Origin of the sequence: Proteus sp. G2300 (assembly GCF_009915965.1) — a bacterium.
Taxonomy (GTDB): Bacteria; Pseudomonadota; Gammaproteobacteria; order Enterobacterales; family Enterobacteriaceae; genus Proteus; species Proteus vulgaris.
On record NZ_JAABNK010000023.1, the window covers coordinates 406,695 to 428,094 of the forward strand.

The 21,400-nt window shown below is 33.5% G+C and carries 23 protein-coding genes; 9 read left to right on the forward strand and 14 right to left on the reverse strand.

Annotation, left to right across the window (positions count from 1 at the left end; all coding sequences use genetic code 11):
* Nucleotides 1–249 precede the first annotated feature (249 nt).
* Nucleotides 250–1,038, forward strand: coding sequence for a glucose 1-dehydrogenase (locus GWI97_RS13360; RefSeq protein WP_036936252.1), 789 nt, complete (start codon nt 250–252; stop codon nt 1,036–1,038).
* A 69-nt stretch (nt 1,039–1,107) separates the two neighbouring features.
* On the opposite strand, the gene GWI97_RS13365 is transcribed toward GWI97_RS13360, so the two are convergent.
* Together GWI97_RS13365 and GWI97_RS13370 are read right to left on the reverse strand one after the other, a co-directional pair.
* The gene (locus tag GWI97_RS13365) at nt 1,108–1,689 is read right to left on the reverse strand and encodes a YiiX/YebB-like N1pC/P60 family cysteine hydrolase (RefSeq protein WP_087802255.1); all 582 of its coding nucleotides are present in this window, start codon (nt 1,687–1,689) and stop codon (nt 1,108–1,110) included.
* Nucleotides 1,668–2,075, reverse strand: coding sequence for a DUF4878 domain-containing protein (locus tag GWI97_RS13370; protein ID WP_036936249.1), 408 nt, complete (start codon nt 2,073–2,075; stop codon nt 1,668–1,670). The genes GWI97_RS13365 and GWI97_RS13370 overlap by 22 nt, the downstream gene beginning before the upstream one ends.
* Before the next feature lie 705 nt (nt 2,076–2,780).
* Here GWI97_RS13370 and GWI97_RS13375 point away from each other — a divergent pair.
* Together GWI97_RS13375 and GWI97_RS13380 are read left to right on the forward strand one after the other, a co-directional pair.
* Entirely contained in the window at nt 2,781–3,038 is a 258-nt protein-coding gene (locus GWI97_RS13375; RefSeq protein ID WP_036936246.1) for a hypothetical protein, read from the forward strand.
* Nucleotides 3,039–3,147: 109 nt separating this feature from the next.
* Nucleotides 3,148–3,840, forward strand: a complete 693-nt coding sequence (locus tag GWI97_RS13380) for an XRE family transcriptional regulator (protein WP_087802252.1) — start codon at nt 3,148–3,150, stop codon at nt 3,838–3,840.
* A gap of 21 nt (nt 3,841–3,861) precedes the next feature.
* On the opposite strand, the gene GWI97_RS13385 is transcribed toward GWI97_RS13380, so the two are convergent.
* The 4 genes from GWI97_RS13385 to GWI97_RS13400 all read right to left on the reverse strand — a co-directional run bounded on the left by GWI97_RS13385 (nt 3,862) and on the right by GWI97_RS13400 (nt 7,351).
* On the reverse strand, nt 3,862–4,488 hold the full coding sequence (locus GWI97_RS13385) for an ABC transporter ATP-binding protein (protein ID WP_036936241.1): 627 nt from the start codon (nt 4,486–4,488) through the stop codon (nt 3,862–3,864).
* On the reverse strand, nt 4,482–5,258 hold the full coding sequence (locus GWI97_RS13390) for an ABC transporter permease (RefSeq protein WP_103004681.1): 777 nt from the start codon (nt 5,256–5,258) through the stop codon (nt 4,482–4,484). Before GWI97_RS13390 ends, GWI97_RS13385 begins: the two co-directional genes overlap by 7 nt.
* Nucleotides 5,259–5,357: 99 nt before the next feature.
* Entirely contained in the window at nt 5,358–6,113 is a 756-nt protein-coding gene (gene modA, locus GWI97_RS13395) for a molybdate ABC transporter substrate-binding protein (protein WP_036936236.1), read from the reverse strand.
* Nucleotides 6,114–6,367: 254 nt separating this feature from the next.
* Nucleotides 6,368–7,351: a sugar-binding transcriptional regulator gene (locus GWI97_RS13400; RefSeq protein WP_036936233.1), complete on the reverse strand. Its 984-nt coding sequence runs from the start codon at nt 7,349–7,351 to the stop codon at nt 6,368–6,370.
* Nucleotides 7,352–7,723: 372 nt separating this feature from the next.
* Here GWI97_RS13400 and cutA point away from each other — a divergent pair, with 372 nt between their 5' ends.
* Nucleotides 7,724–8,032 carry a divalent-cation tolerance protein CutA gene (gene cutA / locus GWI97_RS13405; RefSeq protein ID WP_036936231.1) on the forward strand — a complete coding sequence of 103 codons (309 nt, stop codon included), beginning with the start codon at nt 7,724–7,726 and terminating at the stop codon, nt 8,030–8,032.
* A gap of 380 nt (nt 8,033–8,412) precedes the next feature.
* Complete coding sequence (gene sra / locus GWI97_RS13410) at nt 8,413–8,646, forward strand: stationary-phase-induced ribosome-associated protein (RefSeq protein ID WP_036936229.1); 234 nt, start codon at nt 8,413–8,415, stop codon at nt 8,644–8,646.
* Nucleotides 8,647–8,774: 128 nt separating this feature from the next.
* On the opposite strand, the gene GWI97_RS13415 is transcribed toward sra, so the two are convergent.
* Both GWI97_RS13415 and GWI97_RS13420 read right to left on the reverse strand, forming a co-directional pair.
* The gene (locus tag GWI97_RS13415) at nt 8,775–9,827 is read right to left on the reverse strand and encodes a DNA polymerase beta superfamily protein (RefSeq protein WP_103004679.1); all 1,053 of its coding nucleotides are present in this window, start codon (nt 9,825–9,827) and stop codon (nt 8,775–8,777) included.
* Nucleotides 9,811–10,590, reverse strand: coding sequence for a nucleotidyltransferase domain-containing protein (locus GWI97_RS13420; RefSeq protein ID WP_087802244.1), 780 nt, complete (start codon nt 10,588–10,590; stop codon nt 9,811–9,813). Before GWI97_RS13420 ends, GWI97_RS13415 begins: the two co-directional genes overlap by 17 nt.
* Before the next feature lie 147 nt (nt 10,591–10,737).
* On the opposite strand from GWI97_RS13420, the gene GWI97_RS13425 reads away from it, so the two are divergent.
* Nucleotides 10,738–11,325, forward strand: coding sequence for a hypothetical protein (locus GWI97_RS13425; RefSeq protein WP_052038484.1), 588 nt, complete (start codon nt 10,738–10,740; stop codon nt 11,323–11,325).
* Between the two features lie 340 nt (nt 11,326–11,665).
* On the opposite strand, the gene GWI97_RS13430 is transcribed toward GWI97_RS13425, so the two are convergent.
* The 4 genes from GWI97_RS13430 to GWI97_RS13445 are packed head-to-tail and all read right to left on the reverse strand — an operon-like array spanning nt 11,666 to nt 13,147.
* On the reverse strand, nt 11,666–12,160 hold the full coding sequence (locus GWI97_RS13430; RefSeq protein WP_161752022.1) for a hypothetical protein: 495 nt from the start codon (nt 12,158–12,160) through the stop codon (nt 11,666–11,668).
* Nucleotides 12,160–12,504: a M15 family metallopeptidase gene (locus GWI97_RS13435; RefSeq protein WP_161752023.1), complete on the reverse strand. Its 345-nt coding sequence runs from the start codon at nt 12,502–12,504 to the stop codon at nt 12,160–12,162. The genes GWI97_RS13430 and GWI97_RS13435 overlap by 1 nt, the downstream gene beginning before the upstream one ends.
* Before the next feature lie 2 nt (nt 12,505–12,506).
* Complete coding sequence (locus GWI97_RS13440) at nt 12,507–12,779, reverse strand: phage holin family protein (RefSeq protein ID WP_161752024.1); 273 nt, start codon at nt 12,777–12,779, stop codon at nt 12,507–12,509.
* Nucleotides 12,776–13,147: a putative holin gene (locus GWI97_RS13445; protein ID WP_020945795.1), complete on the reverse strand. Its 372-nt coding sequence runs from the start codon at nt 13,145–13,147 to the stop codon at nt 12,776–12,778. Before GWI97_RS13445 ends, GWI97_RS13440 begins: the two co-directional genes overlap by 4 nt.
* A gap of 229 nt (nt 13,148–13,376) precedes the next feature.
* Between GWI97_RS13445 and GWI97_RS13450 the strand changes: the two genes are divergently transcribed.
* On the forward strand, nt 13,377–14,366 hold the full coding sequence (locus GWI97_RS13450) for an acyltransferase family protein (RefSeq protein WP_161752025.1): 990 nt from the start codon (nt 13,377–13,379) through the stop codon (nt 14,364–14,366).
* Nucleotides 14,367–14,385: 19 nt separating this feature from the next.
* Nucleotides 14,386–15,417 (forward strand): acyltransferase, encoded by a 1,032-nt coding sequence (locus GWI97_RS13455; RefSeq protein ID WP_161752026.1) that lies wholly within the window; start codon nt 14,386–14,388, stop codon nt 15,415–15,417.
* A 16-nt stretch (nt 15,418–15,433) separates the two neighbouring features.
* On the opposite strand, the gene GWI97_RS13460 is transcribed toward GWI97_RS13455, so the two are convergent.
* Nucleotides 15,434–17,563 (reverse strand): hypothetical protein, encoded by a 2,130-nt coding sequence (locus tag GWI97_RS13460; RefSeq protein WP_161752027.1) that lies wholly within the window; start codon nt 17,561–17,563, stop codon nt 15,434–15,436.
* A 173-nt stretch (nt 17,564–17,736) separates the two neighbouring features.
* Here GWI97_RS13460 and GWI97_RS13465 point away from each other — a divergent pair, with 173 nt between their 5' ends.
* On the forward strand, nt 17,737–17,988 hold the full coding sequence (locus tag GWI97_RS13465; protein WP_161752028.1) for a hypothetical protein: 252 nt from the start codon (nt 17,737–17,739) through the stop codon (nt 17,986–17,988).
* Between the two features lie 31 nt (nt 17,989–18,019).
* Here the strand turns inward: GWI97_RS13465 and GWI97_RS13470 are convergent, their stop codons facing one another.
* Nucleotides 18,020–21,400 (reverse strand): hypothetical protein, encoded by a 3,381-nt coding sequence (locus GWI97_RS13470; RefSeq protein WP_161752029.1) that lies wholly within the window; start codon nt 21,398–21,400, stop codon nt 18,020–18,022.

A 21,400-nucleotide genomic window follows, 5' to 3' on the forward strand; every position in this document is an offset into this window, starting at 1 on the left:
ATTTAATACTCATTAAGTAACAGAAATCCTACCAAATTTAAAGAGAAATTCGGTAAGTCAATTTTTCTGTATTTGCACTATTCCTTCAGTGCCTTAATGCGTATTACATAATAACAACCTACAATAAAGAGAGAGAAAATAAGGAGATGGTTATATTAACCTCAAGCTGAATAGAGTGCTAGATAAATAACTTTTTTATCTCTTATATTACTTTTTTGCCTAATTTTGACATCAAATATCGGAGGAAACATGTACAACGATCTCCAAGGAAAAGTAGCTGTCGTTACAGGTTCATCAAGAGGTATTGGTGCTGCTGTTGTATCTCGATTAATCGCTGAAGGAATGAATGTCGTAATTAATTATCATTCTAATGAAAAAGAGGCCCAATGCCTTGCAACTGATTTAAATAAATTAAATTCAGGTAAAGCAATTATTTTTGGGGGTGACATTAGTAACGAGGATATTGCTCATAATCTTATTTATTGCGCTATAAACCATTTTGGTAAGCTAGATCTTCTTATTAATAACGCGGGTATTGAAACACAAACACCCTCTCACGCTGTTGATTTAGCTGACTGGCGTAAAATTATCGATGTAAATTTAACAAGCTATTTTCTCACTGCCCGCTCTGCATTAAAATATTTTGTAGAAAATAACATTCAAGGCAATATCATTAATATGTCATCTGTTCATGAGATTATCCCTTGGCCAACATTTGCAAGTTATGCCGCAAGTAAAGGTGGTGTAAGAATGCTGACTCAATCTCTTGCTCTTGAATATGCAAGCCACGGCATTAGAATTAATTCGATTGGCCCAGGAGCAGTAAATACGCCTATCAATCAAGAAAAAATGCAAGACGATACTCTTCGTGAAGAATTAGAAAATATGATCCCGATGAGATATGCAGCTGAACCAGAAATGGTTGCCAACGTTGCCGCATGGTTAGCATCAGAACAATCAACCTATATTACAGGACAGACCATTTTTATTGATGGTGGAATGACCCTTTACTCTTCTTTTCAAGGCGGTAAAGGTTAAGACTAACGAGTAATAAAACACCCACTTTTTGGTTATTAAAATGACTAAGAAGTGGGGGTGTGTGATGATTTATTCTTTTTCTAAATAAATAAAAACATTTTCAGAGTTGATTAAATTTTCAGGAAGAATAAGAGAAATATCTGAAATAAATGGCATATCTAATTTTTGAGTTCCTGTTGAAATAGATACTCCCGCCTTTAGCCACGCATCAGCAACTAATTCTGTACAATAAACACCTTGCTTCGGGTAAATACTAAAATTTTCACCCACACGACTTAATGCGATTTGCACAGCATTATTTCTAGCTTCTTCGCTTCCTTTCACTTGATAAAAGCGGACAGAATTAGGTTTTGCTCGACGAATAAAAAAAGCTAGATTATCAATAGTCACGCCATCTTTTCTATCCATATGTTCACTGGGTGTTGAATGAATCACTTGAATACCATTATCCGAAATCCACACCATTCCTACATGACTAAATCCACTTCTATCGACTTGCTTAATTATTTCACTGATCGCTTCATCGCCATCTCGAAAAACTAAATCGCCATTTTTTAAATCATAAGGCAAAGCGAGCGCATAAAATGCGCTCACTAAGAATAAAACTAAAATATTAAATACACGAATGATCACTTGAAAGCTACTTTCCATTTACCATCTACATTAACCATCTCTTGTGCCTTAGTTTTTTCCACACCATCTTTTAATACGGTTTTTAATGTCACAATCGCACTATTTTTATCGTCACTATATTCAATACTGACGATTTCAACTTTACTCAAACCACCCTGCTCTTTAACTTGTTTTCCTGTTTCAGCAACAATCATTTTAAATTTGCTATTAAATTGTTCAGCTCTTGGATCCTTTTCTATCTCACCTAAATTAACTAATGAAATAGCTTTATCACCATTTCCTTCAGCAATCGCTTCAACAAATGCAACCGCTACCACACCAGGACCATCCGTTTTATCATTACAAGCTGATAGTGTTATTACTGCAAATATTAAAAATAGAGAACCCATTATTCTTTTTAACATAATTCACCATTACCCTAATACGTTATTTTCCGAACAACAGAATTAATAAAAACAGGCCCTATATTAAGATATAAAATAACTAATATATTATTTAATCACTACCTCAATAAAGAACACTACTTTAGATTTTTCTACTATAAATTATACGTGATAAAAATAAATCCGGCATATTTTTATGTTCTTATTTATCAAAAAATAAAAAATAATTTAATTTTTTCCATTCATTTTTATATTTTGCAAGAGCACGATGAAAGCCCAAATTTGATAATACTAAACATCATTATTTTTGAAAGTATTAAAAATAAAATTATTCTCTTTTTATTGTTATAATTGCTTTAATTTTGACTAAATATCGCGTAATTCATCCTAATTTATCTAACTAACAAATATTATTTATATTAATATTTTATGAAGTATCTCAATTTAATGTCATTTATAACAATATTAGAACATTAAATTATGTTAAAAAACAATTCTATTTGTTTTCACAATATATTTTCTCGTATTATTCCATCTTATTTACGTTATTTGCCTATAACACATCGCTAATAAATACAAACAAACACTAGAAAAATTGTGATCACATACGCCTTTTTACATCATTAATGCTATTTAAGACAAATAAAAACTGCTTTTTTATCAACAAATAGGTAATCTAGCTGTCTGATTTTGATGACCAAACATGAATAGTTAAAAGGATATTTTATGTTTACTTCACAGCTCATGCTGGTCGGTTATGTGTTATTGGTAAGTCCTTGTGGAAATGATTCTTGTGATGCAGTTCCTATTACAGAAACAATTTATACTAAAGATGAATGCACAACACGACTTAACTACTTAAAACAAAAAAGACCTGACCTTATTATTTTCTGTGGAGAAGTCTTAAGAGATCCTGATGTTACTGATGAGAATCCTTATCTCACACCACCAAACAGTGCAGATGATGTTTTCCAAATAAAGTAGTTAACCTACTTTAAATTTATCATTAAGATAAAATACAATTTAATTTGTTTTCTTTTTACGGTATACTCTTTGTACTTGAATATGTAAGGACACGTATTAGGAGTCACTAATGTCTATTGCGAAACGTACCAAAGACAAGCGCATTGCGTTAGGTTTAACACAATCAGAACTTGCTACCTTAGCAGGCACCACACAGCAATCTATCGAACAATTAGAAAGTGGTAAAACTAAACGCCCCCGTTTTTTACCTGAATTAGCAAAAGCATTAAATTGCGATTTAACTTGGCTTTTAGAAGGTGAAGAACAACCTGATATTGCTTCTGAAATTCCACCTGAAAATGAATGGCAACCTGTTAGTGAATGGGATAGCAATACCCCTTTAGATGCAGATGAAGTAGAAATTCCCTATTTTAAAAGTATTGAACTCGCCGCGGGTGATGGCTGTTGTACTAATGAAGATCATAACGGATATAAATTAAGATTTTCAAAAAGTACGTTACGCCGTTATGGCGCATCATCTCAAAATGTTATTTGTTTTTCTGTTTATGGCGACAGCATGTCTCCCGTTATCCCGAATGGTTCAACCGTTACTGTAGATACAGGTAATACTCGTATCGTTGACGGTGGTATTTATGCTATTGAGCAAGATGCGTTATTCAGAATAAAATTACTTTATCGCCAACCAGGAGGTAAGTTGATTATTCGTAGCTACAACAAAGACGAATTTCCTGATGAAACCGCTGAAACTGACTCTGTAAAAATTATGGGCCGAATTATTCACTGGTCAGTAATGGCATGGTAATTAATAAATAACAATGTAATCTCACCGTATTGAATTTTCAGTAATAACATGTCCTTTAGACAATAACACCGATTTATCAGCTAGTGCTCTGATTTCACGCGGTTCATGAGTCACCATGATCATCGTCATTTCCTTAGATTTCAAGGAGCCAATTAAGTCCCAAAGCTGATAACGTGTTTCCCAATCCAAACTCGAAAAAGGTTCATCCAGTAATAACAGTTTGGGTTGGCTAATAAGCGCTCTTGCCAATGCAACACGTTGTTGCTCCCCACCCGAAATTTGATGTGGATAACGGGTTGCTAAATGTGCAATTCCCATTTGTTCTAAGATTATCCGCTCTTTTTCTTTACTACGTTTTTGCTTTGCTCCATATTGCGCCAACCATAAATTTTGCGTTACAGTCATAAATGGAAATAAATAAAGTCGTTGATTTAAATATCGGCAAGAACGTAGCCACACTGGCTGTGTATTGATATTTTTATCTGCAAGATAGACATCTCCAGAGTACGAAGTATATCCCGCTATTGCATTTAAAAGTGTTGTTTTACCACTTCCTGACGTACCCGTTATTGCTAAACATGTTCCTTTTTCTATCCCCAACGAAACATCTTTTAATATACCCGACGTTAATGAACGAATTTCTAGCATGATGTCTTCCTTTCTTGTTGTAAGCGCTGCAACGCAAATAATAAAGTGATCGCAATAGCGATAAGAACAAGCGCACAACCTATCGCTAGCGTAAAATCGCCACTTGCGATATTTAAATAAATTGCCATTGGCAATGTTTCTGTTTTTAAACGAGTAGCGCCAGCCAACATTAAAGTGGCGCCAAATTCACCTATCGCACGAGAAAAAGCAATAATGCATCCACTCATTAATGCAGGCCAACAAAGAGGAATTTCAACAAGAAAAAATGTTTTTGTTGGTGTTAACCCTAAGTTTTGCGCTGTTTGAATATAGGCAGGATCAACAGATTTAAAAGCAGAAAGACTATTTCGCATAATAATAGCGCTAGCAACGTAAGTTTGAGCAATAATAATACCTAAAGGAGAAAAGAGTGAACGTGATAATTCGGGGAAAAATCCCGTTAAAGGTCCCTGATTTCCTAATAATAACAATAATCCGATACCAATAACTAAAGGCGGTGTCACCAAAGGTAAATCAAGTAAAGCATCAATAAAACGATCTCCTTTAAAGGGTATTCTTGCCATTGCCCATGCAGCTGGCACACCTAAAATAATCGCCAAACATAAAGAAGTTAATGCTGTACTAAGTGACATACCAATAGCAAAATGAAATTCAGGATCAGTAATAACTTGCCTAAACTCAACATATGAAAGTTGGCATATTAATGCAATGAGTGATCCTAAGATCAAAAATAACAATAAAAAAAGTGGAATTAATGCCCAACGAAACACGTTATTTCCTTTTTTTAAAAATAAGATTTATTTTGCTTTAATAATAAAAAAAGCCACCAGTGAGTTGGTGGCGAAAAATACAATTTATGTGAGAAAAATCTATGGTTTTGAAATTACAGGAAGAAAACCATAATCAGTAAAAGCTTTTATCCCTTCAGCGCGTGTAAAATAATCGGCCAGTAACTGAGCTTCTTTTGGGCTTGCTGATGTTTTTAAAACCGCAAGTGTTGCTACTTCTTCAGGGCTACCTTCTGGTACGGGAAGTAAAACCAACTTATCTTGGTTTTTTATTGCATCTGCATATCCAATAATAGCAGCATCTACTTCGCCATTAAGTAAATACATAAGCAATTGTTTAATTGTAGCAGTGCGTACAACCACTTTATTACGTAATTTATCGCCTTGACCTGATGCATCAATAAGTTGTTCGCCACTTTTTCCTAATGCAATAGCTTTGGCATCGCCCATACCTAGTTTTAACGAGCTCTTCGCAAGATCTTCCAGTGTTTTAATATCACCGATTTTATCTTTACGCACAGCGATAACGGGAATATGGCGAACAATAGAATATTGGTTAACAACGTATCCTTCTTTATCCAACTTTTCTACATAATTTTGTGAACCTGGAAAGAATAAATCACCCTGCTTAGTTAAATTGAAACGTGTTAATATTTGGCCTGAACCGCCATATTCAATTGTGACTTTATTTCCTGTCTCTTTTTCAAATACATTAATAACATGTTCTATCGGTTGTTTTAAACCTGCACCAGCATAAAGATGAAGTTCAGCTGCAAGTGTATTATGACAAATTAATCCTAGTGCTAACCCTAGGCCAGTCAGTAATTGCCTTTTCATAAAATGGGTAACCCTAACTATCGTTATGTAATTTTTTATATAATGAATGAGATAAAAGTCTAAGGCAAGAGGATCATATAAAAAAAGAGAAAAATGTTAACAACTTATCATTTTTACCTTTTCTTTTATCTGTGAGTTTCACAAAAAGAAACTGATAAAAATAAATACGTCAATATGTTTATTTTTATCAGAAAAAATAGATTATAAAATAGTGGTTTACACGAAAAAACCCCGTTTTCACGAGGATTTTATTATTAACTTTCTAGCTCTAATAATGCCAAAGCCGTCACTTCATCGATAACAATATCAGTCGCGTAACCTCCCTTTATCGCCCCTATTGTTGCTTGAATATTTTCTCCTCCCCCAGCGATAAAAAGCCGCTGTGGTATTTGCCTTAACTGAGCTAGGCTTATTCCCATGATCCTCAGGTCAATATCAGAAACCAAAGGATTGCCTTGAGCATCATAAAAACGTCCACAAATCACACCTACAGCACCTAATGCACGGTATTGCGCCATTTCACTTCGGGTTAAAACACTGGTTGTTACCAAAGGGTTATCATCAAGTGTATTACCTACAACAAAGAGTGCTTTATTACATTGATTCAGCGCTGAAAAATTACGTCTAATAATTGGTTCGGCTTGAAGCTCCATAGCTAAACGCGCACTTGAAACAACAGCCGGAACATGTAAATTAATACTGCATCCTGATAATTTATTTGCAATTAATGCAGCTGCTTCTGCCGTTTTAAAATCAGGTTGTGGTGCGACAGCACCTATCATTTGTAGTACGGTGACATTCTTTAATGACTTGGGTGGAAGGTAATTACCTAACTTATAAATTGTTCGTCCCCAAGCAACACCTAAAATATCATCATCACTTATTATTTGAGAAAGATACATAGCTCCTGCTTTTGCTAATCTTTCTCTGTTCATATTTAATGTATGTTGCGATTTATTTTTTTCTTCATCAGGTAAAATAAGCACATTATTAAGATCGAATTTTGCTTTTATTCTGATTGCATAATCAATCGTAGAAAATACCGATGAATCTAAACTAATATTTACGAATCCTTTTTCTCTAGCTAAGTGCAAATATTTCACGACAGTGACTCGAGAAACACCCATAATATTTGCAACTTCACTTTGACTGAGTCCGTCCTGATAGTAAAGCCATGCAGCATAGAGAACGGGATCATTATCAAATAAACTCGCGTTCTTTAGCGAATTATTATCCATTTTAAACCCCACAAATTTTTATAAATCTTTTGACTAATTAATTTATTTTATATTAGAGATATTATTAAAGATAAAAATGTCTTTATCTAAATTAAGCCTTATAACACAAATAGATACATTCTATTAATCTACTAATAATATCGGCACCCTGATATTTTTCTTTACTACAAGAACCTCATAATACGTAAAAAGCCCTTAATAATGCCGTAAACGGTTCATAACGAGAAAGTTTTTTTTGAAAATACTGTTTTATTTTGATAAAAATAAAAATATTAGCTTTAAGTTTTAAAAAGTTTTATTTTGATAAAATTAAAATCACCTAAGTCTTATTGTTGCTATAAAGAATCAAATTGATTTCACAAGGAAAAAACAATGATAATTGCATACTCAACAGCACCAAATGAAAAAATTGCTAATGAAATAGCTCACAACCTCATCAATGCAAAACTAGCTGCCTGTGTAAATTTAATACCTCAAATAAAATCCATTTATCACTGGAATAATGAAATTATTGAAGATAATGAAATACTTATGATGATAAAATCCGAAAAGAGTAAACAACAAAACTTAATTGATACTCTTGTCAAAATACATCCATATGATACTCCCGAAGTCATTATAATACCGATTGAAAGTGGTTTTAAAGGTTATCTTAATTGGATCTATAACTCCTTGAATTAATATAACGTTAAGTTTTCATCGAGTTCTCTTTTTCAAAAAAATGACAATAAATTGTGAATAAAAATATTTTACATCATCTCATTAATGAGACAAATAACCCATTGTTAATATTAAATTAAATTTCTTTTTCTGATTGTGATAGGTATTTAAAATACACTTTATAATGATAAATATTTTAATTTCAACTAACAACAATCTAGATGATTAATTAAATCCTATACGATCAAGTATGTTTTTTTTTCTAATTCTTAGTATATTTTAAATATATAGGTTAAATAGCCTTTAATGCTAAATTAATAACGTTAGCAACATCTTATTCTTTTTATTTTCTGTTATAATAAAAAAGCTTTCTCTAATTAACATACAAAAAGGAGTGAGTTATGAAAACAAACAGAGTCGCAAGACGTATTTTAGGTTTACCTTATAATTTAAGTCGTACTAAAAGGAAAGTCCGTTTTTCCATTATTGCCTCTGCAAATGCTGAAAATGTACCCGCTGAGTTAAAAAATACAGCTAAAATCTGTTTAAAACAGGACTTCAGAAAAAATGCAGAGCATAAGCGTATATATATGAAGTTAACAGATGCTTATCCAGAGTATCTTGCTACTAATTAATATGTTTATACGTTGACGCTATTTAAGAACTATTTTTGTAATCAATTTGTATACATAAAATATTAAAAATAGCATATCCCTTACATAAGGTAAGGGATATTAGTTTTCTAAATTAATTTATTTTCCTGTTATTTATAAAGCTCTTTTCTTATATTTATGAGCGTATTCTTTACAATTGAATGGTTAATTTCATCAGGTAGTGCACTTAATTGAAATGCTTTTTTTATATCTTTGATAAGCCTCTCACTACGCTCTAATAATTCATCATAACTAAATTTTCCCGCTTTAATCGCTAATAAATCATCTCTATTATCACACCAAACTTTTACTTTATTTTCTTGTGCAATACCTAATGCAACATACAATAGTCTAAATGTATGCATCATATTTTTACTATCGTAACTTCGCCCGTGATCGATGTTTTGCTGGTAACGTGCATTGTTACGCCGCTCAACCCACAGCCAATAATCATGATATTGCTTACGGTATGCGCTATAACCTTCTTTATTAAAGCTTAGATATCCTTGTACTTTAGCTTTTTTGGGGATGCTACTTAGTAAGACATCATTAGCAGTCTCTTTTTTCATTATACCTTGAAAAAGCGATATCTCGTCATAATACATCGCATATAAATCTTGGGCATGAGCTAATTTTGCTAACCCAATATACTCTTGTTTCCAGTGACGATTATCTAACCAAGAATTAACTTGTATTGTTTTTCCATCTTCAATGACATAACAAAAATCGAGAATATTTTTTAATTTTTTGTCGACTGGATTGACTATTTTTTTATTTAATCCTTGAGCTTTCTTAATTTGTCCTTGTGCATAGTGTACAAATGTTTGAACACATGTTTTAGATAAAAACCATTCAGGTTTTATTAATGACATTAAGGGATGCCGATAAATAACCATATGTTCTGGTGAATTAAGAAGTTCTAATATATTAGGATTAGATACACACAATAGTTCCACAAATCGCCCAAGCTCATAATAAACAATATCATTGGTTTCATTACTTACTTGTGGTGTATATTCCAATCCATAAAAGAGATCTTTTGGGAGATAAAACACCCCTTTGATATCTGTATCTGACGTTTCTGTCGCAAGATTATGTGAACGACTTCCAGCAATACTTTCAAATAAAAGGTAAGGTTTTATATCTTCAATGGTCAGTTTCATCTAATTTTTTCCTAAACCAATTATTTAAAATATCATTATCTGGAACTATTCTTTTTGCTAATTGAATATCCGTCTCTCGCCATAAAAAAATAACTAGGTGTTGCATCGCATCTGTTGGGACCCAAGTAAAATGTTCATCTTTATCTGATTTAAATTCTACTAATTCATGGATAGCTTTTTGTTCTTCTACGGATAGGATTTTTATCAATTTATTTAGCTCCATAGGTGGTATATCACCTGTTTTTACTGTCCAATAAGCCGACAGCAGAGAGCGTAATAGATAGAACCATTTCTTTAATTTTATAGGTTTTACATCAGCTTCATTTCTTGTTTTATTTTCTGGAGAATAGCCACTCACAACTTTAGCAATTCCTCTGTAATGATGAACAATTACTTTTGGTTGATAATAGAGTTTTGCTAACTCAAATAACTCTTTTTGAACATTAGGATATTGTTGATAAATTATTGGCGATTGGAGCCATTCTAATAATATACAGTTCGATTTTCGTAATAAGTGTAGTGCTTTGGTAATATCCCAAGCACCTACATCAAACCAACTATTTTCTATCCATTCGAAAGTTTCTTTAGGTTTATCGATAGAAAGATAAGCATTACGCGGACGTATAAAAATACCTCGGACATCGTAATCACTATCAGTTGATGCAAATCCCCAAGCTCGGCTTCCACTTTCAGCAACATAGAGTAGCTTTACCTGATACTCTTGCTCTATTTGTGGTATTTTTTTTAAAATCTCATTTTGCATGATGTCCTTATCTCCTTATTTGTGACTTTTTTCACTAATTTACATCTTAACGCTAATATTCTATGGTTATAACACAGACATAAGCCAATACAAACTTAGTCAAATTCTCATTTTCCCCATGTGTAATTAGGTGGTTTATAAATTAAAATGATAACCTCACAACAAGCACAAGATATCGTTCTTAATCATTGTCATTCAACTCCTTATGCTGAGCAATTTGTTATTTATTTTTGTGAGTTATCACCTAAACAAGATTTTTGGATAATCCGTTGTAACTCTGAAGGCTATGTTATTTATAATCAACTAGAACATTGTTATATTGGTGTAAATGCCTATTTAGTGGATACCTTTACGGGTAAAATTAATATTGTTAGTAGTGGAGAAAGTGTCGAAGATTTTCTACAAGAAATTTACGATACCCAAACTGCATGTGGTCAGTTTTATCTTCTTCGCCCTACTTTTTCCAAAGAAAATAAAATCTCATTACTTCATTTAAAACAATGGATAGGATGCGGATATATTGATGCTATAAATTTACTTACTATTAATAAAAATTGGTTTACTGGTAAGCGCCGTTATTTACAACATATACAAATATTATTAGATAAAAGGGATATTAAAACTGAGATTGTTTTAGCAGATAAAATCGACAACATAGTTGTTATTAATAACGGTACATGGTTTGAAGAAGATATTAAAAAAGAATTAAGAACAGTTATTGGTAACGGTATTTAATGATTTTTATTTTAATAAAAAATTATTAGAGCAACCATCTGAATAAAATCAGATTCATGATCTTAAAAAAGATAATTAAGTATTAATTTAAAACTTTATTAAATTTATTATTTATAAAAATAATCCTATCTCTAATGAATAGAAACATACAAAAAGCCACCAGTAACTTACTGATGGCTCTTGGTTTTTTAACCTTTATTAACTATTGCTGATAAACGTTATTTTATTCCCACTCAATTATATTCTAGAAAATTAACTCACTGATAAATATAAATTATATTTAAATTAGATATCACTAACACCGTCACCGATACCGTCATTATGAAATCTGTCTACTTTTTCATCGGTAAGAATTGAGGAGTTTTTCCTTCGCTTCCAGCTCTGAAATACAAAGGTTGAGTGTTCTGGTATTTTCATCTGCACGCTGAGCTTCACGCCCATATCGTTCAAGTGTTTCTCGTAGTTGTCGAGAAAGTTCACTGGCTTTGGCTTTCTCAACTCGGCAGGTATTGGCGTTATCGGTACTTGCAACTTCTGTTTTCGTGGTACCGGTTGAGAGCTGCACCCTATCAAAGTGATTAAGAACACGATCAAGCAAAGTATCTGTGCGTATCGTATCATGCTGTTCTTCGTCATGGTATATCTCCAACCTATTCTGCTGTTCATTGTCTGCTTGTTTACGCAGATCAATATTTGTGGCCACATCCTTTTCATCTAATTGATTACCTGCAATCTGTTTACTCATTGCTTGGTTATCAAAATAAATACCGCCAGCAACAAAGCCAGCGGTAAAGGAAACAGCCAAAGCAATTAACGCTATGACGGTTTTATTCATTAACGAACCCCATTGTGCTCTAATGAAAAATGATTACCGTCAGGGCGAGTTTTAAAACGCCCGCCCCAACTTCCACCCAATGATTCCCAATACTCACCCAGCTCTTTATAGTCGCTGGTGACTGTAAGGTATTTTCCGTTAGCATCAAATAGGTTGAAATCAACTGCTAAACGTTGAGTATGCAGACTGTTGCTAATACCCGATCCTTTCTTTGCATTAAGCTGTGCTTGTTCTGGTGTTCGATAAGCCTCACCAAATGTCAGCTTATACCCGTTCTGCTGAGCAAAGGTGATCAGCTTTGCAACCATACCTGTAAACGTATTCTGTTTATCAACTAATGACATATTCACCCCTTTATAAACTTGATAACATTACCCTTACTGACCAGCAACGTTGTGCAGATCAGGATATTGGCAAAGATGTTGTAGATATCAGCGTGATAATTAGGATCAAAGTAAGCGCGAATAGGTACGCTTGAAGAGTAAGCAAGAATGAGGAAAGCTAACCATCCACCTTTTTTACAGTGTTGTCTGCCGCCACGTTTAAAATAGAACACACGTAGAAATATGACGGTACAGATGATGGCATTAACAATAGTGAGCAATGTTTCGCATTTCATTGTTGCCCTCCTTGTTTCGGTATATCAGCCCTTCCATATGCTTTTACGCTTAACTTAACCACAAGCAAAGCGGAAACAAAAGCACCTACGGCATCGATATGTTCGATTTCGTATTGCTCAGGTTTCACACCGAAAAGACCAGTAACAGAAATAAAGATAGTTGCTGCAGGGCTAAAGAATATAAGACCACAAACGAAGCTTAGAAAAGCTAATACCGATCTACGTTTAAAGCTATATTCAGTAGCAGCTGTAGTAAAGAAGATAGCTCCCAACAGTGAACCCATAACAACTTCTGCTGGAAGCCCTGCGAAGTAACCAAGAAAAGCAGTAGTGCCGATCCCTGCTTTTGTGTAGACATCTTCTTGCATGAGTGTAGTACCAGTGATTAATGAATAATCATAATACTACATAACCAACAAGATAAACAAAAATGCAAAAAAAGAATAATGAATACCAAATATTATATAGGAATAATGTTTATACTGAACATATTTTTTTAATTATTTTAATGATAAAATGAAAAATTGTTTACTCTTTAGCACAATGTAAGAATCTTTCTTATAGTAATTAGCAATATTTGAAAACTTTGGACTTTTTATGAATATAAAAAATAGAATTTTATGGATTGATACATTAAAGGCTTTAGGAATATTTTTTATAATCCTTGGTCACATAGGTGAAGGTGCGGGGAAACTATATAGCTTTGTATACCTATTTCATGTGCCATTATTTTTCTTTTTATCAGGTATATTTCACAAAAATTCAGAGAGTATATTTTTATTTATAGCAAAAAAATTTAGAACACTAATAATTCCTTATTTTGTTTTTTCAATTGTTGCAATAGTAGTTTTTTTTCTTCGATTCCCAAACTCTAATAAAGATATATTTGATATTATAAGCCCATTACTATTTGGAATAAGAAATACTACTTTTTATGCTGAAGCTTTATGGTTTTTTCCTTGCCTTTTTTTTACATCAATCTTTTTCGAAATAACAAGTAAAATTTTCAAAAATAAATCCTCATTATTATTAGCATCTATTATTTTATTTTACTTAATATCCTTATTACCAAGTTCACCACCATCATCAAAACCACAACTTGTATTTAACATTGATAGCTCTATTTATTATATGCTATTTTACACCTTAGGTTATTTGTTTTCAGATAACATCAAAAAAATAGAACTGTTGAACATAAAAAATATACTTATTTTTAGTTTTCTTTCACTGATATCAATCTATCTTTACATAAATGGCAACTCAATATTTTATAAATTATCCTACGGAATAAAACCTATCGCTTTAACAATAACACCAATCATATCATTAATTATAATTTATAATTTCATTTTCATAAGCTTAATACTATCAAAAATAGAATTAATTAGTAACGTTGGGAAAAAAACATTAGTTATCTGTGGAACAGAAAGTATTTCAAAAGGGATAATCTTATCATTAACATCCATGTTTGGTTTTAACTTATATGTACTAACTCCTTTTGCAGCAATATGTTTTTCTCTTTTTATAATATGTGTATCTTGTGTGTTACATAGATATACTTTTAATAAGTATAAATATTTTCAATAAAATACAAAAGAGTTTACATATGAACTACTTAAATGGTTTAAATAAAAAAAGACATAATTTTGACTTTCTTAGAATAATAGCTATTTTTTCTGTTATCCTTTTACATACATCATCTTCACCATTTAAAATATGGAGTGATAACTGGACTCAGTTTAATATTATCATGAGTGCTACTAGATGGTGTGTTCCTGTATTATTTATGCTATCTGGTGCATTACTAATAGGAAAAAATGAACCTATAATTTTATTTTTTAAGAAAAGAATATTTAAAATAATCATTCCATTAATTTTTTGGTCATATATATATATATTATTTGCGAGAAACCTTTATCAATTAGATCCAGCACATGCTAATCCAAATGTTTTTTTTGAACCATGGTTACTATTAAAATACTCAGCCTATTTTCATCTTTGGTTTCTATATGCAATTATTGGTGTTTATTTAATGATTCCTTTATTAAGGATAATATCCTATAATGAGGCTGTAGTACAATATTCACTACTACTATGGTTCATTTGGTTTTCTGCAATACCTTTTCTTCAAAGTTTTGATATTATAAAAGGAAATTTATTTTTTATTTTCAAACTCGACGTTATCCCTCTGTGGTCTGGATTTGCTTTACTCGGTTATTTTTTACAAAAAAATGAATGTAAAATAAAAATATCATATGCGATTATTGTTTTTTTGATTGGATTAATATCAACAATATATCTAACTTACTTTGTTAGCTCCAATGGAATACCTAAAGAAACATATCAGGCATATTTTATGCCAAATGTATTAATGATGTCTTGTGGTATTTATATTATTCTCATGAAAATAAAAACGACTCCAACATCTATATCAAAAATATCCAAATATAGTTTCGGAATATATCTTTGCCATATGTTAATCATGCCATTGACATGGAAAATTAAATATTTTAATAATATATATTTAGCAGAAAGTAATTTCATATTGACTGTTATATCATCAATATTAACATTTACTCTATCTTTGATACTTGTTTTTATATTATCTAAAATACCATTATTAAGAAGGGTCGTGTAACGACCCCAATTAAAATTTAAGACCCCGTGATATATCTTATAATGGGAAACCCTTTTATAGCTAATACTTTTATTCCTGATGATGTTATTCTATATGATATATCACTTCCACCCACTGAAGTTACTACAGAGATTGCGTTTTCAGTCATGTGACTAATATCATCTGTATCATAAACATTACGTACTACTGGATTTGTTGCTGTTGTGTTTGTCACTTCTACTACTAGTTTGTTTAGAGATAAAATATTCGGTATCAATATTTCTCCTATTTCAGCAATAGTAGCTGATTGATACAATACTGGAGAAATCATTCTACCTAACTTGTGATAATAAAATGGTGTTGCCGTATCACCAAAGACATAACTAATTGCTGACTTTGGTGACAAAAACCCACTAGCGCAATAATAGAATCTGCAAATTGCACGATAATTTGTTATTTTTATAATTTCTAATACGCCATACTGCATACCGATAATAGATTGTAAGCTAGGGGTATCAGATGATACTGACTGAACTAATCGGCTATTTTCCACCATTGCACTTACAATTAATTGAATACCTTTAGATAATAATTGAGAATCAGAAATACCAACCTCATTAATACCATGATAAAACACTTCACTTAAACTATAACTTGTCCCGATATCCTTGCCTGAAATAGAATCATCCTCACGCAATAACAATAATCTACCAGACACATAGCATGATAATGTGAGTTTATTATTAATACAGCTTATTCCTTGCGATTCATATGATTGTGTTGTTCCAAAATTAGCTATAAAACTTGTTTTATAAAATTGTTTTGCGTCAAGTAAAACACCAGACAACGATGTTTTATAAATTGTTGCAATGTTCCTGTTTGCTAGCTTATCTCCTGAAAATGAACCACCAGTAAAAAATATAAGCTCCCCATTATGAATAGTCATACCTTGAATATAACCTTGTCTAATATACTTCCTTAGCATTTCTGAGTACCTAATAATTCCAATACCTGGCTTCAGTAACGCCAAATAACTGAATTCAGCGGTGGAAATATTCGGGTCGATATTTTGTATCTGGTAGATATACTCACCATCCCAGCAGAACGGATAATCTTTCCTGAATCCAACAGTAGTTATAGTTGTTGATATCCCTGTTGTGAAACTATAACTGATAATCTCACCATCATTGTAGCCACCCACCATAATGGTATTGTCATCAATTACAGCGATCCCCTGTAAATGTGATGAGGTAATAATTCCACTATCAATACTTGTGAAGTCTAATTTACAGATACGCTTAACATGCCCAGTGTGCTCATTGTCATAGCCGATAAACCAGTAATTATCTGTTTCAGCAAGGCCTTGGGCATAATCAAAGCCTACAATATCTTCCGAATAAGCAATGCTAAATTTTGATGGCAACGTTTTTATAGATTTATATAACGAATCGATTTCATATTGAATACTTTTATTTGAACGCATACCAATCATTGATGCACCAGTGGGCTTATCCAATTCAATCAATACATCCGAAGCAGAACCACTCTCTGGTAAAACAGTTATTGGCTGGCCATGATCATCAAACGCTAAAATTTTATTGGCACGCTGTTCAGTGTTTGGTAACGCATTAATAGGTTTATCCTTGACTCGTAGTGTCTTACTATCAATATCTTTAATACTGTTATCAACATAGTCTTTATTGGCACTATCAGTACCTAACTTTGGCGGTACCAAATTAGCAATACGATTGCCCTTGGCATCATAGTAATTCGATAGATAGGTAGGCTTACGTAAGCTTAAAGAGAAAGTACCCAATGCTTTTTGAATTAACATCGTTAAATAATCAAAGGCATCTTCATGTACCTCAGCAAAGAATTTTCCCTGATTACGTAAGTCAGTTTCTTGTACAACAGGTAAATCACGTTCTAATAATATCTTCCAGCCTTTAGCTAAAGGTTTATTTAAAACCACCTTACCGCCATGATAAGAACCTGCACCGACAATAGTGTAATCAGTACCATTCTTTAATGTTGTTTCAATGCCGTCACTGTCAGCAACCACAACAATCAAATGTTTGCTTTCAAAGATACGGAAACGAAAATCAAAATCCGTTGTTACGCCATTACCTACATACTCTTCATGGCTTAGTTCAGTAGATACCGTCATTGCTCATCTCCTCTGGTGTTAATGAAGACATGATACGTTTAACTACAAAATATATCCATATTTGCAATAATGGCTATCAAATAGAAAATTAAATTAACCATTTAGATGAACATTTTAATGCATTTACATTATTATAGTTTACGTAATTATTTTCATTAGTGAGGACTTTAGCCATGGAAAAGAAGTATAAATACCCTGCACCAGCTAACTATCCAGATGTAGTGAATACCGATGAAGGGATTGAAAAATTAATTACAAAATCAAACCTTGAAGCACTTTTAACAAAGATGGGAGAAGATGGTCATGATGTATCAGCTCCACTTGTAGAACTGATAGCAATGAGAAACTTTATAGTTCAAAAGATGAGAGGCAATAAAAATATAATACCGTTGGTGGAATGTATTTTAGCTGAATTAAAGAAATGAGAGTAATGCACCGCTTAAGCGGTGCTATTTGTTACTTCATCTGCTCCTCAACTTGATTTAATAATGGTGACAAATAAAACAAGTTTTGGAAAGGCAATAGTTTTCGTACAGATCGCACTTCTCTATCATCAAACTCACCGTTTAATACACCTGATGTGATATTTTTAATATCACCGCCAAGGTCAAATGTAGGACCTAGCAATGCACCAATCCCATTACGGCTTTGATAACGTGATGCTGGTGGCCCACCAAACATGGCACTCATACCATAAGTACCACCGCTAAGGTTTTCCAATACGTTGTTAGGCTCACCTAACCAGCCCATCATTCCTGACCAGTCTAAACCCTCTTTTACTAAATTAGCCGGTTCGGTATTAATATCTCGTCCTGCCATTTTGGCCTTGAGAACATAGACTAGGGATCCAAGTGCAACCTGAAGCAATGCACCATAATAGAATGATGCATCACCCGATTGTATGCCTGAGACCAACGCTCTATTATGAGTAGCAAAGAAGAAGGTTTTAAACTGCATAACTATCTTACCTAGTTCACTGCTCATCATTAATGGTGTATCACCAATGCCTGGTGTTATAACTGTAGTTCTTACATCTTTTAATACTGCCGCTTGGAAAGTTTCACGCACAACACGATCATCCCACAAATGGCTATGCCCTGTTAACATGCCGTCTAAGTCTTCACCATGTCGCTTAAACTGATCTGCTATACGCTTTAGCATTGATTTATCAATACCAATATGAGCCAGTTTCTTTATTTCTCGTTTACTTAACGAACCACCAGCATCTAAAGTATTTGCAGCTCTCAGTACCTTAGATTGAGTAATAACGCCAGACCACATTTTCATCGTGTCGGTGTATTGGTTCATCAGCGTAAGGTTGCCAAATTTCTGTGATGACCACTGTAAACCACGTTCTAAATAGCTACGTCTGCTATATGGATCGTTAAGGTCAGCAATCACTTTAGAACGACTGGATAATGCATATTCAAGGCCAATACCCATTTCACGCAAATCGGCCTTAGCAATGCGCATAGCACTGATATCAGTTAGCATCTTACCCAATGGTTTTAACGCACTACGTAAACCGTGTTGCATAATCGGACGAGCCATATCAGGTAACGATGATATTGTCATACCCCCCAATAAACGTAAAAAGTTAACGTGACGAGCCACACGGCCAGCTCGCACAAATAGACTTGCTGGATCTTTAGGTGCTCCATAAGTACCTAATAAACGGTCACGCATCGCGCGAATATCACGTAAATCCGCCTCTCTTCGTGCTTCTAATCGACTGCGTTCTTTAGGCGTGGTTGCATCAGCAATAAGTTGGTTGTATTCCTCTGTAATCGCTTTGATTTGATTATCCATATCAACACGGCCAAATTTAGCCGTAAGTTCAATTTCAGGCGCAACTTGGCGAATATAGTTTTCCATCACATAGTTAACATCTGATTCGAGATAGTCTTTAATTCGTTCATCAGGAATGTTTAGCGTTCTATCTTTTGTAAAACCAGCACGTTTAACTAACCCATCAGGGATCAGTTCACTGGGTACAATGCCAGACGGAGCACCAATAATTTTATTAACGATATCATCTGCTGCCGCATCTAACTCTTCACGCTCTAAAGGTGTCATGCGATTTAATGCGGATTGTCTAATTCTGTCATGGCGAGTTAATGAATTTGCTGTTCGTGTTAAACGACGATGTTCATTTCTAAACTTGCGAGGGTTATCAAGAATATCAACACTACGTTGTAACGCAGGCAATTTATTCTCAGCATCATTAATACGTTGTAACTTTCTTTGTAATGTTGCCTGTCTTCTTGTTTGTGTTTTATTTAGCTTAGTAAGGTTAGAAAGTGAATTTAGCTCAACTTCTACCGCGTTCTTTTCATTAATGATTTTTTGATATTTATTAATATCATCCATCAACAAAGATTTTTTACCTGACCAACTCTCAGCCTCTTTAATCTCAAGCCCTAAACGTTCAGCTTGTGGTGAAGCGTTACGTGCTTTATCAATACCAATTTCAGCACGATCAAGGCTACCTTTAGCTTTATTTATTGAGGTTTGATTAATCTCTTCTAACCAGTCAGCAATGATTTTCTTAAATTCAGTACGATCATTTAAAATTTTGTCGAATTTATAAATACGAGGGAAATAGCTTTGTGCTGTTGTCACCTTTACACCTTCACGTAAGATCCCTAATTCAACCATTCTATCTTTGGTTGCTTCGACAATAGGTCTAATAGAACGTGCCGCCTCTGCCACTTGTGGTATCGCATGAGTATCACCATTGCGCATAGCATCACCAACAGCTTCACTAAATTGGTAATAGCTCATATCACGGCCACCAGATTGACTATACTGTTTAAAGTGGTCTTTCGTTGATTCTACTTGCTTATAAACGAGAGTTTCATAACCTCTCACTTTTGTTTCAACAGCGGTAAATGTCGCAATGCCTTCTTCATTTTTAGCAAAGGTAAAGTTATTTTCTGTGAGTTGTTGGTTAATTTGGCGCGCTGTTTTAGAGGGGGATTGAGCAACACGGCCAACAGGGCTAACATTCATTGTGCTATTAATAAATGATGGCCCTTTTAAGGTTTCTTGTTCTAATGTGGTGTTAGGTACTTCCATAGCACCAACACTAGAATTATCAGGAATATTATTTGGAATATTTTGTTGCCCTGATTGTTGTTCTCCAATTAAATCATTTCTTACTTTTGTTACCAATTCACCACGGTTTTTTACTAATTGCGCAGCTGAACCTAAGGTTCCACCAATCATGGCATCAAGTGTAATGTTAATTGCACTTTCAGTTAATGTTCGTGTTTCTTGGGTACTATGTAATGCCATTTCAGATGCAATACCACCAGCGGTATTTGCTAGCGCAAACTTACCTGCTGTTGCACCAACACTACCGCCTTTTACTATTGCACCACCTGGTATCATCATTGCGGCAACATTAATTGGATCAATAACCCCCATAGCAATACTACTCACAACACCAGCACCGCCAGCATCTGCTAACATTTGCTTATCGTTACGCTCACGATCAATACGTTGTTTTATTGCAGCAGTTTCTTGAGGAGAGTTTGAATGAATAAAAGCATCAGCATAGTCTTCATAGCCTGAAAGCGTTAATTCATCTTCAAATGGGTTATAGCCTTCTACATCTTCAAATTGATTAAAAGGTGCAGTAGCAATCAAGCTACCCACTGAGTTATCGATACGAAACGCCGCATCACGTAATTCTTTAGTTTGCCGTCTATCATCAAGCGGATTAATAGGGTCATACCAAGACGGTGAAACATTATCACCATAGGTTGGTTCTTTTTGTTGGATAGAATTAATATCCGAAGTTATTGTCTCATCTTTTAATTCATATATTGGCAT